The sequence below is a fragment of the Alteromonas sp. MmMcT2-5 genome (assembly GCF_022348315.1).
Taxonomy (GTDB): domain Bacteria; phylum Pseudomonadota; class Gammaproteobacteria; order Enterobacterales; family Alteromonadaceae; genus Alteromonas; species Alteromonas macleodii.
In genome coordinates this window covers 23131-38728 of the sequence record NZ_JAKRFB010000023.1, presented here as the reverse complement: position 1 = coordinate 38728, position 15598 = coordinate 23131, and the positions used below count along the sequence as shown (strand labels likewise).

Below are 15598 nucleotides of genomic sequence, written 5' to 3'. Positions count from 1 at the left end.
CATTTACGCATTGTGACAAATCAACTTTCCCTGTACCAAAGTTCAGCAGAGTTAATCAATAAGTAAGTTTATTTTAAACGTCTAAGTTTCTGATTTTTAACGTTTGTGACGTTTATATTATTATTTTTATTAAGTGCTTGCTGTATATACGTATGTATAAGAATTTATACCTTCCTTATACAAAAAAGCGGAAAGCAAAATGATTCATGAGGGTAACACACAAAAGTATAAGCTGAGGAAATCAGCTAAAGTAGTCAACGCGTTGTTGGCGGGCGCATTGTCGTTAGGCGTTGTTTCTATTAATGCCTCTGCAGATACAGTATGGCAAGAGGACTTCGAAGCAAATGAACTGCAAGGCAAGGGCGCAACTGGCTCAGACCCAGCGGGAGCAATTGTTGACCTTGAAGGTGTTGATCGTTGGTCCGTAGACGTGTCAGCGAGTGAGCTAAGTGCCACTTCAGACTGGTTCCGTGTTGAAAGCGGCGCAATGCAAGCACGTGATACTGACGGTGAAGTAGTCTGGTTGAGCGAGTCTATCGATATATCTGGTGCCGGTGATATCACCATAAATGCCGTGCTTTCGCAAAGTGGAAATTTTGAGTCGACAGACTACATCGATGTATTTTACTCATTAGATGGTGGCGCATTCGAGCTTATTACGCTTTCAGAAGGGGCAACGAATACGGTACAGGAAGACTTTGGTTCTGCAACACTGACCGAAACGATAGGTAGCGGAAGCACTTTAGAACTGAAAGTAGCCATGGCTAACAACTCGGGTACCGAATATCTCAATTTAGACAGTATTTCAGTAAGTGGAAATGGAACTACCGATGGTGGGGATACTGGCGGTGACCCTGACAACGGCGGTGAACCTTCAAATGAACTTCTTTTCTTAAGTGGTACTTGTTTTAACTGCCCTGATTTGGAAGCAGTTAACCTAGCCAGCGACTTTGTTGCATCTGACTATTACGCAGCTCTCGACACAGCTATTGCAAACGGTGAAAGTGCGCAAACGTTAAAAGACACGGCGCATAACATCATTGAAAATGGTCATCGTACGCTTTCTTACTCAGAAGTGTGGACAGCACTCACTTACACTGATGAAGATCCTGCTAACACCGATAACGTTATCTTGTTCTACAAAGGCATATCACAAGGCAAGTTTACCAACGGTAGCGGTAGTCAAAGCACCAACCCAGACAATTGGAATCGCGAACATGTTTGGGCTAAGAGCCATGGTTTTCCTAGCTCAAGCCTAACGGCATACAGCGATATTCTGCACCTGCGTCCTACCGATATTTCTGTAAATAGCTCGCGCGGCAACTTAGATTTTGATTTTAGTGATAGCGCGCTTTCTGAAGCTCCGTTAAACCGAGTTGATGGTGACTCTTTTGAGCCTCGTGACGCAGTAAAAGGTGATGTAGCACGCTCAATGCTATACATGGACGTGCGTTACGATGGCAATACAGCTGGTGATACCGAAGACGACTTAGTGTTAGTAAATCGCCTTACCTCTACTAGCGAAGCCGCGTTTGGTAAGCTTTGCGTATTGCTTCAATGGCATGAAAGTGATCCAGTGGATGATTTCGAACGTCGTCGTAACGAGCGCGTTTATGAATTCCAAGGAAACCGAAATCCGTTTATTGACAAACCTGAACTTGCTTCACTTATCTTCAACGAGAGTTGTGATGGTACAGGTGGTGATACTGGCGGTGACACGGGTGGTGATACCGGCGGCGACACAGGTGGTGATACCGGCGGTGACACAACACCTTCTACCAGCAGTATTTACATTTCAGAATACATCGAAGGTGGCGGTTTCAATAAAGGTATAGAGCTTTTCAATAGCTCGACACAACCGGTAAGTCTAGCGGGTTATGAGTTAGTTTTACTCTCCAATGGTGAGACCGCAGATGCTGACCGTAAAGTGTTAGCACTTGAAGGCACAATCCCAGCAGGTGGCGTAGCAACATTCGCTCACGGAAGTGCAGATGCACTGTTAACTGCCGGCTCAACGATTAGCAGCTTCGTGATTAATTTCAATGGCGATGACTACATTGAGCTCGTCGCTAACGGTCAGGTTGTTGATGCTCTAGGTACGTACGGCGTTAAAACTAACTGGGGTAAAGACGTTACTTTGGTACGCAAGAGTTCAGTAACAGCAGGCAATCCTAACCGCAACCCAGCGTTTACCCTTGAAGAATGGGATAGCCTACCAAAAGATACGCTTAACAATTTTGGTTCGCATAATGGATCTGTTAGCGAGCCTACGGATCCAACTGACCCGACCGACCCAACTGATCCTACAGACCCAGTTGGTGAAGTAGTCTTAATTAGCGCTATTCAAGGTGAAGGCGATACCTCGCCACTTACAGGCAATGACGTTGTTATTGAGGCAGTAGTGACTAAAGTTGTGCCGGAAATGAACGGATTCTTTATTCAAGAAGAAGCCGCCGACTCTGATGGCAATGCTGCGACGTCTGAAGGTGTATTTGCCTACTCGACAACCTTCACTGAATACCCATCTGTTGGTGATGCTGTGCGTGTTAGCGGTGCAGTGGCTGAATACAATGGCATTACAGAAATTGTACTAAGCGCCAATGCTGAAACGCTAGGTGCGGGTGGTGATATACTAACGACAAGCATTGAAATGCCATTTGACGAGAGCGTTAACCTAGAGTCACTTGAAGGTATGCAGGTTCAATTCCAGCAAACTTTGAACGTGACAGACGTTTACAATCTTGGTCGATATGGGCAATTCAACGTGTCATCAGGCCGCCTGATGATTCCTACAAACCAATATGCCGCGGGTTCAAGTGAAGCTATTGCCTTGGCTGAAGCGAATGCACGCAACACATTGTTGGTTGATGATGGCTCAAGCGCACAAAATGCTGACGATATTCCTTTCCCAGTTGGAGGTTTATCTCATGCGAATCCTCTGCGTTTAGGCGACAGTGTAGAAGGCCTGGAAGGTGTAATGCACTACGCATTTGGTGCTTATAACTTAATTCCAGTTGGCGCTCTTCAAACTGTACGCACAAACCCAAGAACAGATGTGCCCCAGTTAGACGTACAAGGCGATGTCAAAGTGGCTAGCTTTAACGTGCTTAACTACTTTAATGGTCCGAACTTCCCTACCTCTCGTGGTGCAGACTCAGAAGATGAATTTGCCCGCCAGCAAGCGAAGACAGTAGCAGCCATCGTTGCGATGGACGCAGATGTACTTGGCTTAGTAGAAATCGAAAACGATGGATACGGGAGTGATTCTGCCATTGCTTCTCTTGTAAATAGCGTAAATGCTGAACTTGGTAGTGACGTGTATAGCTATGTAGCACTTGAATCATTACTTGGTGGTGATGAAATTGCGGTAGGTATTATTTATAAGCCTGCAACGGTTACACCACAAGGCGCAGCGGTTACTTCCTCTGAAGCTCCTTTTGACTACGGTAACCGCCAGCCGCTGTTACAAACCTTTAGCGTAAATAGTAACAGCGAAGCGTTTACGCTCGCGGTAAATCATTTCAAATCAAAAGGAAGCTGTGGCAGTGCAACAGGTAATGATGCTGATTTGGGTGATGGACAAGGCTGCTGGAACGAGCTACGTACCCAAGCTGCGTTAGGGCTGACAGCGCTTGTGCAAAACAGTGAACGTTTGTCTGACCGAGTTATCGTAATGGGTGACCTAAATGCTTATGCGAAAGAAGATCCAATTCTTGCTCTCGAAGACGCCGGTTACAGCAACTTGGTGAACCTCTTCCACGGCGAAAGTGCTTATTCTTATAGCTTCGGCGGCGAAATAGGTTACTTAGATCACGCGCTATCAAGCTCAACTTTGACTGAGTATGTGGCAGACGCAACGGTTTGGCATATCAATGCTGATGAGCCTCGTGTCTTCGACTACAACGTTGAATATAAGTCAGAAACACAGCTTTCTAGCTATTACGGGGCTGATGCTTATCGTTCATCAGATCACGATCCAGTAATTGTTGTGCTGGATTTCCCTGAAACGAGTGAGCCGGAGCCAGTAATTGGTGATTTTGATGGCGATAGTGACATAGACAACACCGATATTGTGGCGTTCTACACCTTGCTTCTGCAACGTCAAGCGACGGTTGAAGAGCACGACTTTAACAATGACGGCAGATTAAATATCTACGATTTATACGCGTTAATGTCTATGTGTACACGTACCGCATGTGCAGTTCAGTAGTTGGAAATAAAATGAAAAAAATTATTTTAATGGTATTGGCAATTGCTACTTTTAATGCAAATGCCGCAATGATTGAAATCTCTACGGATAAATCAATTTATCAAGTAGGAGAAACTATCACGGCGACGGTAAGCTTTTCTAACGAAGATGCTTTCCTTGACAGAACGTTAATTGTTCAAACATTTGACGTCTACAATACGGTAATTGGTTTTGACGCAACAGTTATAAATTTTGTAGATGCCTCAACATTAAACCCTTTTGGTGCGATTAATACCTTAGGAGATCCCATTTCCGAGTTATTCCTTCCACTGACATATTTTGGGGGCGTGCTAGAAATAGGATCTTCAATCGTAGATCATTTTGGAGGAATCGACTTTATTTATCAGTCGACAACTCCTGTAATAGACTTGTTTAGCTTAAAGTTTGTTGCACAGGCTGCGGGAACTTCAGCGTTGAATGGCTTAGAAGGTAGCATCAATTTTGGAGGGGTCTTTTTAGGCGGTGATAATAAAGAAATTGAAATTAACAGCGCAAACTTCACCATTGCAGAAGTACCTGCACCAGGTACCTTCGCGCTATCGCTTCTGGCTTTAGGTGGTATGTTTTTCGCTCGCAAACGTGTGAAGTCATAAACCTTAATGGCTAAAAGTTTAAGCCCAGCCACGTGCTGGGCTTTTTTATTTCTATTGCTATTTACATACGGCTTTAAATAAACCACACTGAATAAAAATACAATAAGTGCGCACCATGTTAGAAACCATTTCTTTTTCTCAACGCCAACGACTGGCGTATATCGACTTCTGCCTTTTGTTTAAAGGGGCTATTCATCGCCAAGACTTAATAAATCGCTTTGAAGTGGGACTATCGGCTGGTTCTCGTGACTTTACACTATACAAAGAGCTCGCCCCTGATAACTTAGTCTACGATCCAAGGGAAAAACGTTACTTTCAAACAGAAAGCTTTATTCCGGTTTTTGAACACGATGCAAAGCGAACCCTTGTGAAGCTTGCCAACGACATATCAGATGGATTTGATGCGATCGGTGACATACATTTCCCTGTTGAAAGTGCATCTTCACTTAATGTTCCTGATATTTTTGTGGTGGCGAAAGTGGTACAAGCCATCGTGAACAAAAAGGCGATGAGTGTAATCTATACGTCGCTTTCAAGCGGCAGTGGTGCAAGAGAGTTAGTGCCTCATAGTATTGTTGATAATGGTCAACGCTGGCATGTTCGCGCATTCGACAGAAAATCACAAAGTTTCAGAGATTTTGTGCTAACTCGAATTAGTAAGGTAACGGTTAAAGCAGAACCTGAAACCCATGAATGCATAGATTGCGATGAGGAGTGGGGACGATTTATCTCACTTGAAATTGTGCCGCATCCTAAGAATATTAAATATGCTACCGCAATAGAGCTTGATTACGCCATGGAAGAAGGCGTGCTTACATTGGAAGTGCGGGCTGCCATGGCGGGATATCTGCTTAGACGTTGGAATGTTGATTGTACAAAACATGCAAGCTTACGTACCGGAGAGTATCAACTTTGGCTTAGGAATCAGCAGAGCCTTGCGAATACCGACAATTTAGCCATCGCGCCAGGGTACATTGCAGAGCAAGAACCCTATACCGTATAAAATGTGAAAGTGGCCTGCCAAACAGCACCTTGTTAAGTGTTAGTACATGCAGCTAACCGATATATTTCTTGATACAAACCAGCAGCGTGTCTTTGTCTAAAGGCTTGGCTAAAAAGTCAGTCATGCCGGCAGCCAAGCACTCTTCTTTGTCTTCTGCGAAGGCGTTTGCAGTGAGCGCAACAATTGGTGTATCAACCTCCAATGCCTTGCGTAATATTGTTGATGCCTCAATTCCTCCCATGACGGGCATATTGCAGTCCATCAAAATAAGGTCGAATTGATGTCGCTTGCCCACGTCTACCGCATCTTTTCCGTTCTTAACATGCAGGAACTTATAGCCTTCTGACTGCAATATAGTCTTCACGATTTCGGCATTGATTTCGTTGTCTTCAGCTAGCAGTATGCGTTTCTTCTTATTGCCTTCTTTAACATCATTATGAGATACGGGTTTTGTCTCAATTAACCTTCCTAAATCATGCTCAAGTTCTCGACGATTAATGGGCTTAGCATGCGTACGCCAGATAAGTTCAGAAACATCATTTTCATCTTCTAGTCGTTCCAGTTCAGCAGAGATAAGAATGATTTTAGGAAATTTATCTGGGTTCATCGCCTTCAACTGTTCTAGCAAATCGACCCCACTCATCTCTGGCATAGACAAATCAAGAATAATAACGTCGAAAGCCAGTGGGCTGTCTGATAGGTAGGCTTTTGCACTATCATAACTTTGGGGCACAATCGACATGGAGGTAACAACATGCTCAAAATATTCGCGGCTGGTTTGTAAGTCATCAACTATCGCACAGCGCAAATTAGCACTGGGTTCAACGTTAATGTCGGGCAGCTGAGATTCTTCCGCTGCCATGGTAAAACTGAAGGTGCTTCCTTGGCCTACAAATGAGGTTACATTGATGTCGCCGAGCATGAGTTTCGCCAACTGCTTCGCAATACTTAATCCTAGCCCTGTGCCCCCGTACTCGCGGGTGGTGGATTGGTCGGCTTGCTCAAATTTCTTAAAGATATTATCAAGCTTAGATGACTCGATACCAATGCCGGTATCAATAACATCGAAGCTTAAATAATTGCCGTTCGGGCGTTTGGTATAGGTGACCTTTAACGTGACAGAACCTTGTTCAGTAAACTTAATTGCATTACTTAACAAGTTGTGCAGAATTTGCGAAATACGAGTGATATCGCCTTTAATTACGTGAGGTAGGTCAGGGTCTTTTAAGTAATGAAATTCAAGACCTTTTCTGTGGCAGTAAACCCGCTGTAACGACACCACATCGTCCAAGACTTGTAATAGGTCGACTGGCGCCTGTTCAATTTTGATTTTGCCTGCTTCAATTTTTGATATATCGAGAATATCGTTGATTAACACAAGGAGTTGCCTACCAGCAGTTTCGGCTTTTCTAAGGTAGATGTTGCTTTTGTCAGGGTTGTCTATGGCCAACTCGATCATGCCAAACAGGCCGTTCATTGGTGTGCGAAGTTCGTGACTCATGCTTGAAAGAAACTCTGATTTTGCTTTGCTTGCTCTACGAGCCTCATCAGCCGAACTTTCCGCTTGCTCTTTCAAGCTCGTTAGTTTGGCAAATGACCGTTTAACGGTGCGCTCCATAGGAGAAAAGATGAATGCTGCCTCGATACATAATAGAGCGAGTGTGGCTAGCCATAAGTAAACTTCAATCGAAAGAACCAAGCAGTGGCGTCTTGCTCGAACCGCGCGACGACATAATCAAGCTGTTGTAATAGCGATGTCAGCGCTTGAATATCTAAAAGCGTAGTGGGCTGACACTGTGCTGCATCTAAAATTTGATCGGCGCTTTTTATATATTGGCTTACTTTGTTGTCGAGCTGGCCTTCGTTAAAGTAAGTATTAGAGATAGAGGAGGGAAGGTTATCGAGTGACACAAGCTGTTGATGATTTTGTTTGAAACGTGCTAACGATTGCGCCAAATACCTTTGATCTTCACTGTCTTCGCAAATGTTTGGTGTAGAGGTGAGCAACGCAATACGCTGTGAAAGCATGCGTTGCTGACCCGCGATATTGACAATTTCAGCATCTTTCTTCTGATCACTGATTAATTCGTACAGAACAATAAAAGAAAGAGTGACGAGTGTAGCGGTTAGCAATAACGCAACGATATAACGAACACGTATAGACATAAGGGTAGTAGTGGCACAGTGATAACTAAAAGATAATAGATACCAAGTGGTTACGCAATGTGCCGAGAAAATTACTTACGCTTATGTTGCTCTATTTAATATCGTTCGGGATGTTATTAGGCACCCAGCCTCGCAATACCGCCTCTTTAGTGTAAAAAGCCGCGTTTTTATCATTCAGAAAATGAGAGTTTATTGCTGGTGAGGAGACTGCTTTAGGTGCACCTTCTCCATGAGGTTGGTACTCGGAAAATCTTGCTTCTGTGTGGGGATTAAATGGTCTCTTTGTACCTGATGGCGTAGTTCCACCCATAGTAGTCCAGCGCTTTTGGATGATATGACCTGCCATATAGGTGTTGATAAACGTGGTTTTACCTACAGCGTAAGGGTTTGCATATCGGCCATCTGAAAAGGTGGTTGTAGGATGCCAAGGCCTTCCCAGTGCCACGCTTTCATCTGGAACGCCGTGTTCTCTTTCAAGCCTACAGTTATTGAACGTTAACCCATAAGGACGCTGTAAATGAGTGCTTGGGGCGGTGATGTAGCCTGTTAGTCCTTCGCTATCACCGCCAGAATAACGTGTACGGGAAACAATAGAAACGCTTTCAAAAAACGCGGTGCCCTCACCGAAAATAAAGTCAATATGTCCTGCTATTGTTCCGCCTTCAATCAGAGCGCGGTCACCTTTTAAATAGAGGGTATCTTGGTAACCCCAGAGTGCGACATTTTTAAGGTAAGTGCGATCTGAGTTCACATCGGTTTTAAGCGCTACTGCCTGCGTACCTGATAATCGAGTAGGGTCGTCTTTTGCTTTGACCTCGTTACCGGGATAATCAAAATCATTGGTGATAGTGATATTTTCCAGAGTGATATTATCACCTAAAATCTCCACAGTGGCAGTGCGACGAGTTCCCCATTTTTCTTGAGAATTCTCTGCGACTTGTTGACCTGCATATCGATTGAAAACGATAGTCGTTGTTTCTTGCGACTGGCCCACAAAGTGAACATTATCAACGTTTATGACGACACGCTCTCGATAAACGCCTTCGTTAATAAAGACGGTCCATACTTTATCTTTTTGTGGCTTGTGAGACGCGATATAAGCAACAGCTTGGGACACAGAGTTAAAATGAGGTAAAGCGTCCTTAGTTACGTCACTGTCATCGTCACTGTCACGTGATTTAGCTACCACTACATCCGTTGTTGCTGGCATTGCCGCGCTTAATCCACTGAAAAGTATACCTGCCAGCAACACAAAGGCTAAACTAAGACTGACACGTGCTTTATTAAATTCCATAGTATTTATTCTTCTACAGCCCGTGCTTGTTAAATGGTTGGCTATTAATAAACACATTGTTTATTGAAAGATGCGCAACGTTTTCGATAACGGCATCTTTAAGCGCACGTTTTATCGTTATGTTATTCAACGTCAACCCAGAAATAGGCGTATGGTCATACCCGCGAAGCACAAAGGCCCGGTTAGCTGACGCAACGTTCAAGTTCTCTATAGTGATATCTTCCAGTAGTGGAGGGAAGTTACCGGCATCACCTTCTTCGTAGAAGAAATTCACGACAACAGCGTCTTTCACCGTCCCAATATCGATATTGCGATAGTTTAGATTTTTTAGGTGGCCACCCCGAATACTGTTGGTTTTAATTCTAATGCCGCGGTCTAAATCAGGGCTACTCATGGTGCAATGCTGAGCATAGAGATTCTCTACACCGCCGGATATTTCACTGCCGATTACAACACCGCCATGGCCAGCCTTCATCTCGCAATGTTCTATGACGATATTACTGCAGGGAACATTGACCCTTCTGCCGTCTGCATTGCGTCCAGATTTAATGGCAATGCAATCGTCCCCTGTATCAAATGTACAGTTAGAGATAAGAACGTTCGTGCAGCTTTCAGGGTCGCACCCGTCCGAATTTGGGCCGAAACTTTTACAGTACACGTCGTTAACGGTGACGTTCTTGCAAAGCACAGGGTTAACTAACCAAAATGGAGAGCGCAGGATGGTAACACCCTCGATAAGTACATTTTCACAGCGGTAAGGTTGTATAAACGGAGGGCGCAGGTAATTATTTTCAAAAACGCGGTCACTAACGGGTGTCCCGTTTTCTACCATTTCTTGCAGCGTGTCTCTGGTATATTTTTGGTTCTCAACCGGATCGTCACCCCATGTTGAAGCCTTCCACTTACCTTTCCATGGCCACCAGTTGTCTTTCGCAGCGCTACCGTCAAGCGTACCTTTGCCGGTGATTGCGATATTACTTTGCTCAAAAGCATAAATAAGAGGGGAGTAACCCATTAACTCCATACCTTCCCAGCGAGTAAAAACATATGGTTTGTAATCATCAGGATTGGTAGAAAATCGAATTGTTGCGCCTGCCTCAATATGCAAGTTTATATTCGACTGTAAGTGAATTGGGCCGGTGCATAGCCAGTCGCCTTTTGGCACAACCACTTTGCCACCACCTTGGCGTGCGACTTGGTCGATAGCTGCATGTAACGCTTGCTTAAAGTCACTGCCATTTTCATTTAAAAAGTCGGTAACATTAGCTTCGCGCTTTGCAAAGGTGGGGCGCTTTATCATCCCTTTAATAAGGTTTGCTTCGGCGTCCCACTGGCGTTGAGTCCTTCCCGTTTCGGTCACATTTGCACATCCGGATAGGAATGTAGGAACACCTACAGCCATCCCAGAAGCTGCAACAGTGGTGGCGAGACCAGACTTTAAGAAGTGACGTCTGGCATTCGGTGAGTTAGGTCGGACCATCATATACCCCTTTTATTTACAATTTAGCGCTTTTTACTTATTCAAATAATGTGCAGCCAGAATGAATGGGCCTACACCTTTCGCGTCGTTTGCTCTGATTGGCTCACTCATGTAGTAGTCGAATGAACCATCTCTATATGGATTTCCACCAAGACCAGCAACAGCGCAAACTTGCTCAAGGCTGATAACGTTAGTATCTGGATTAACCGAAATCATTTGATCAAGGAGTCCAGCAAACCCTTTTTCTGCGTGAGCTTTGTATTCATCAGGAAGAAACTTAAGGCTTGCACCTTTAGCCATAGCGTAGGTCAACATTGCTGTACCTGATGCTTCAAGGTAGTTTCCTTCACGGCTTCCCAAGTCAGTAACCTGATACCAGGTGCCTGAATTATGTTGATAGGTAAGCATAGCGTCGATAAACGCTTTAAAGCGCCCTTGTAGCCACGGTGTTTTTGGGTGTTCGGCAGGAACTACTTCTAGCACATCCACCATTGCCATAGCATACCAACCTAGCGAACGTGACCAGTGATGTTGAGAAAGACCTGTTTCTTTATCAGCCCACTTTTGCTTTTTAGATGCGTCCCAGCCATGTAAGGGGAGGCCTGTTTTTTCGTCGTAAAGGTGCTCTTCAATGAGTTCAAATTGCAAAAATACGTCGTCTAGCTCTTTCATATCGCCGTACTTAACAATGTATTCAGCGTAGAAGGGGGCCCCCATGTATAGGCCATCAAGCCACATTTGGTTTGGATAGCGTTTCTTATGCCAAAAGCCACCTTGCTCGGTACGTGGGTGAGAAGTAAGCTGCGTTCTAAGTAGGTCAGCGGCTTTTTTGTATTTAGGGTTGCCGGTTTCTTCATAGAGGAAAAACAGCACTTTACCAGGGTTAACCATATCAATATTAAACTTATTGATATCATAGGTTTTGATACTTCCGTCTTGTTGAACCAACATGTCGTAGTAACCTTTTACATAAGACAGGAGACGGGGATCTTTAGTCTCTTGATAGACTTCTGTTATGGCAAGAAGGTTGAGACCGTGAACGTAATCCCATTGTGGCTTTTCATCCCAATCGATTTGCCAAGCTTCTGGGAAACGCACCATCTCAGACTCTATCATTCTCATAGACCATGATTGTGTGTTGTCGAGAGGCATTTGTACCCAATCATTTGCATTAGCAGCGGAAGAAACAAACGCCGTGCAAGCTACAACGGAAGCTGCGCGTAGAATATCTTTTAGCATAACAAACCCTTATTTTTATAACATTGTAAATACACTCTGTGCTACCGGTAGCATAATGGTTTTTATTTGCTCATATGTCAACGGAATTATTTACATTTTTTAACTTTTATTTTACGCGTCGAAAAAATGGTCGATATAACGTAAATGCCTGTATTCAAATGTTTTAATTAAAACATTTATCCTGCTTGGGTTAGTTTCATTAGTCTCTTCTTCTTTCATCATTGCATATCAATTTTCTAATTATTGTAAATTTTTTCAACAAAATTGTTGCCACCGGTAGCATAACTGTTTAGGATGTAAATCAAATGTAAAGCTTGAGTGTTGTTTTCGAGGTTTACATTATTGCCGAAGAGAAGTTTTGCGTTAATTAGAAAACATAGCTGTACCCTGCAACTCTTCTCATTCAAGGTTTTGGTGGTTTACGAGACCACTATAGAGAATGAATTAGAATTGACGCGTTTTCGCTTCCTTAACAGCCAAGACGTGCTATCGGATAAATGTAAAGCATTGACGGTATTAATCACCAAAATGTTATCCGGTGGCATAAAGGGAAGTGAAATGGTTAAATACGATAAATGTTGAATTTGTGTAAATTTGAATAGTTCACACACGTTTCAAAAGCATCTTCACCTTTTGTCAGTATGCGCGTCTCTTATAAATATAAAAACCGGAGAAACAACAATGTTACCAAAGAAAAAGCAACTCGCTGTTCTTGTTACGCTAGCGTTGTCAGGCGCACATATTCATGCGCAAGAAGCCACAGACGAACAAGCCAGTGAAACCGAAGCGCAAAATATGGAAGTCATTGAAGTATCAGGCTTTCGTGGATCACTTAATAAATCACTGATGGAAAAGCGAACATCAGTTAACAGTAAAGAATCAATTGTTGCGCAAGACATTGGTAAATTCCCGGACTTAAATATTGCTGAGTCAATTCAACGTGTACCCGGCGTAGCCATTTCTCGTGAAGGTGGAGAAGGACGCCAAATTACTTTGCGTGGTTTGAGCCCTTCATTTACCCGCACAACACTTAATGGCATGGAAGTGCCAGCAAGTACAGATGGCACTGACTCAGGTGGCGGTGTAAACGGTGGACGTGGCTTTGACTTTAACATTTTCGCTTCTGAATTGTTCAACCGCGTAGATATTCAAAAATCTCCTACCGCCTCTATGGAAGAAGGCGGCATTGCAGGTACGGTTGATCTGTACTCGGCAAAGCCGTTTGATTACGACGGTTTTAAATTCGTTTCATCTCTTCAAGGCGGCTATAACAGCATTACAGAAGAGACCGATCCTCGCGCCGCTTTCATGATCAGCAACCGTTTCGCTGACGACAAAGTCGGTGTGCTTTTCTCGGCAGCGTTCTCAGAGCGTACAGTAAGACAGGAAGGTTTTGGTACAGTTCGTTGGACTACTCCAGTTCGTGATGGTGGTGGCATCTTTGGCGATACATCAAACACGGTTGTTAACGGCACACCTGACGTAGATGATTGCCAGTATGAAGGTGAGTCGGTAGACCCGATTAATTGTTTATGGACTCCTCGTTTACCTAGACCTGACTACTTTGGTAATGATCAAGAGCGTGTAGGCTTCACCGGTTCAATTCAGTGGGCTGCAACAGATAATTTCACACTTACGTTAGACGGTTTAGTGTCCAAGCTTGATAACTCCCGTACCATGTATAACTTCTTCCACATGTTCAGAAGTACATTCGAAGAAATTACGCCTACCTCTATTACTGTTCATCCTAATGGTCAACAGGTGCTGGCTGGTACGTACGACGGTATCAAATCGCGTATTGAAAGCCGTTTACAAGAATCAACCACTGACTTTAGCCAATTTGTAATTTCTGGCGAGTGGTTTATTGGTGAAAACCTTAAACTTGATATGATGGCAGGTACTGCAGAGTCTGACGCTCGTTCAGAGCAATATCGTTACAATATGACGCTGCTGGAAGAAACCAGCTACGGCTTTGACTTTAGCAATAACAGCAACGCGCCAGAAGTGACTTACGGTTACGATGTTAACGATGCAAGCAACTATAACCTAAGCGATGGCCGATTACGTGCTACTGATGTATTGCGTGAAAACGACACGGTCAAATTTGATGCGACATACTTAGGTGATGAAGTCACTATTAAGGCTGGCTTTGCCTACAATGACCGTGTTGTAACCTACAGTGAAGAACAAATAAATGGCTTCCCAGATCAAGACTCGGCAGTAGGTTTTGCTGAAATTATGCCGGTAGACGATTTCGGAAGTGGTTTTGATGGCCCTCTTGACCCGTTCCTTGTTGCCGACTTTGACGCTATTAATAGCCAATTGTTAGATGTTGTTTGGACACCGCGTTCTGCACAAAGCTGGCAAGTAGGCGAAGAAACATCAGCTATGTACCTTGAGCTTGATACGAGCTATGAGATTGCCGACATGTTACTTCGCGCTAATTACGGTGTGCGTTATGTGAAAACAACCACAACCTCTGAAGGCTTTATTCAAGGCGAAACGGTACAAATCGAAAACGAGTACAATAACTTTTTACCAGCAGTTAACTTAGCACTTGAAGCAACTGATGACGTAGTTGTTCGCCTTGGCTTAACACAGTCTATGACTCGCCCAAGCCTGAACTCATTAAACCCTGGTAACCCAAGCTTTGATTATATTAACGGCTCGGTGAGCGTGGGGAACCCATTCCTTGATCCGTTTACGTCGAACAACGTTGACTTTGGTGTTGAATGGTACTTCGATGACGAAGCGCTACTAGCAGCAACAGTGTTCTACAAAGACATTGATAACTGGATTGTTCGCGCATCAGAAGAGCGTTTAGTCGACAGTGCTTACTACGACTTTATCGACAACGATGCACAGTTTGACCCTGTAATTGCGCTAGACCCACGCACTATTCCATACGAGCATAGCAGTCCAATTAACGCTGAAGACAGAAGTGTAAGCGGTTATGAGTTAATTTATCAGCAGCCGCTAAGTTTCTTACCAGGACTGTTCGAAAACATGGGTATCGTGTCGAACTACACTCACGTAAACGCTGACGACATCGAAGGTATGAGTGAAACATCGTACAACTTCACGGTGTATTACGAAACAGACCAATACGGTGCGCGTGTGTCAGTTAACAAACGCGACGATTACCTGACAGACTTTACTGGCAGCAATGGTAACGTTGCGCACGGTACGACAGGACCTACGCAGGTGGATTTCTCGTCATTTTATAACGTAAACGACGAGCTAACGTTGACCTTTGAAGTCATTAACCTTACCGATGAGTACGAGCGCTTGTTTACCACGGGTGATGGCTCTTTGAACTTGGTACGTGAGTACAACCACACGGGCCGTCAGTTCTTCTTGGGCGCTCGTTATACTATGTAAAAACACAGGCCGGCCAATTATGTTGGCCGGCCTGAGATAATAATTAAATGTTGTGTTCCGTGAAGACGGGTGTGTTTGGCCATCGTAATGATGGCCTTTTTTATGTGCAAAAAGTGTAGGCCGGGAGGAGTTCAGCACTCCTGTATCTCACTTTTTGAGCAATTTGCATCGCAACAATAGAAATATTGAGAAG

General features: G+C 44.0%; 7 protein-coding genes and 1 pseudogene. 4 read left to right on the top strand and 4 right to left on the bottom strand.

What is annotated here, in order from left to right; genetic code table 11:
• The first annotated feature begins 199 nt into the window (after positions 1 to 199).
• The 3 genes from MHN09_RS11430 to MHN09_RS11420 all read left to right on the top strand — a co-directional run bounded on the left by MHN09_RS11430 (position 200) and on the right by MHN09_RS11420 (position 5845).
• Positions 200 to 4210 carry an ExeM/NucH family extracellular endonuclease gene (locus MHN09_RS11430; RefSeq protein WP_239240783.1) on the top strand — a complete coding sequence of 1337 codons (4011 nt, stop codon included), beginning with the start codon at positions 200 to 202 and terminating at the stop codon, positions 4208 to 4210.
• An 11-nt stretch (positions 4211 to 4221) separates the two neighbouring features.
• Positions 4222 to 4842, top strand: a complete 621-nt coding sequence (locus MHN09_RS11425; protein WP_168463444.1) for a PEP-CTERM sorting domain-containing protein — start codon at positions 4222 to 4224, stop codon at positions 4840 to 4842.
• Positions 4843 to 4957: 115 nt separating this feature from the next.
• Positions 4958 to 5845, top strand: coding sequence for a WYL domain-containing protein (locus tag MHN09_RS11420; protein WP_049586912.1), 888 nt, complete (start codon positions 4958 to 4960; stop codon positions 5843 to 5845).
• Positions 5846 to 5897: 52 nt separating this feature from the next.
• On the opposite strand, the pseudogene MHN09_RS11415 reads toward MHN09_RS11420, so the two are convergent.
• The 4 genes and pseudogenes from MHN09_RS11415 to MHN09_RS11400 all read right to left on the bottom strand — a co-directional run bounded on the left by MHN09_RS11415 (position 5898) and on the right by MHN09_RS11400 (position 12024).
• Positions 5898 to 8011, bottom strand: a pseudogene (locus tag MHN09_RS11415) (response regulator).
• Between the two features lie 91 nt (positions 8012 to 8102).
• Positions 8103 to 9305 carry a pectinesterase family protein gene (locus MHN09_RS11410; RefSeq protein WP_239240781.1) on the bottom strand — a complete coding sequence of 401 codons (1203 nt, stop codon included), beginning with the start codon at positions 9303 to 9305 and terminating at the stop codon, positions 8103 to 8105.
• Positions 9306 to 9318: 13 nt separating this feature from the next.
• Complete coding sequence (locus MHN09_RS11405) at positions 9319 to 10785, bottom strand: glycoside hydrolase family 28 protein (protein ID WP_069944526.1); 1467 nt, start codon at positions 10783 to 10785, stop codon at positions 9319 to 9321.
• A gap of 33 nt (positions 10786 to 10818) precedes the next feature.
• Entirely contained in the window at positions 10819 to 12024 is a 1206-nt protein-coding gene (locus MHN09_RS11400) for a glycoside hydrolase family 88 protein (RefSeq protein WP_239240780.1), read from the bottom strand.
• A gap of 681 nt (positions 12025 to 12705) precedes the next feature.
• Here MHN09_RS11400 and MHN09_RS11395 point away from each other — a divergent pair.
• Positions 12706 to 15405, top strand: a complete 2700-nt coding sequence (locus tag MHN09_RS11395) for a TonB-dependent receptor (protein ID WP_239240778.1) — start codon at positions 12706 to 12708, stop codon at positions 15403 to 15405.
• The last annotated feature ends 193 nt before the right edge of the window (positions 15406 to 15598 follow it).

Coding starts and splice junctions, on each gene's coding strand:
- MHN09_RS11430 (WP_239240783.1), top strand. CDS start 200: ATGATTCATGAGGGTAACACACAAAAGTATAAGCTGAGGAAATCAGCT.
- MHN09_RS11405 (WP_069944526.1), bottom strand. CDS start 10,785: ATGGTCCGACCTAACTCACCGAATGCCAGACGTCACTTCTTAAAGTCT.
- MHN09_RS11425 (WP_168463444.1), top strand. CDS start 4,222: ATGAAAAAAATTATTTTAATGGTATTGGCAATTGCTACTTTTAATGCA.
- MHN09_RS11400 (WP_239240780.1), bottom strand. CDS start 12,024: ATGCTAAAAGATATTCTACGCGCAGCTTCCGTTGTAGCTTGCACGGCG.
- MHN09_RS11410 (WP_239240781.1), bottom strand. CDS start 9,305: ATGGAATTTAATAAAGCACGTGTCAGTCTTAGTTTAGCCTTTGTGTTG.
- MHN09_RS11420 (WP_049586912.1), top strand. CDS start 4,958: ATGTTAGAAACCATTTCTTTTTCTCAACGCCAACGACTGGCGTATATC.
- MHN09_RS11395 (WP_239240778.1), top strand. CDS start 12,706: ATGTTACCAAAGAAAAAGCAACTCGCTGTTCTTGTTACGCTAGCGTTG.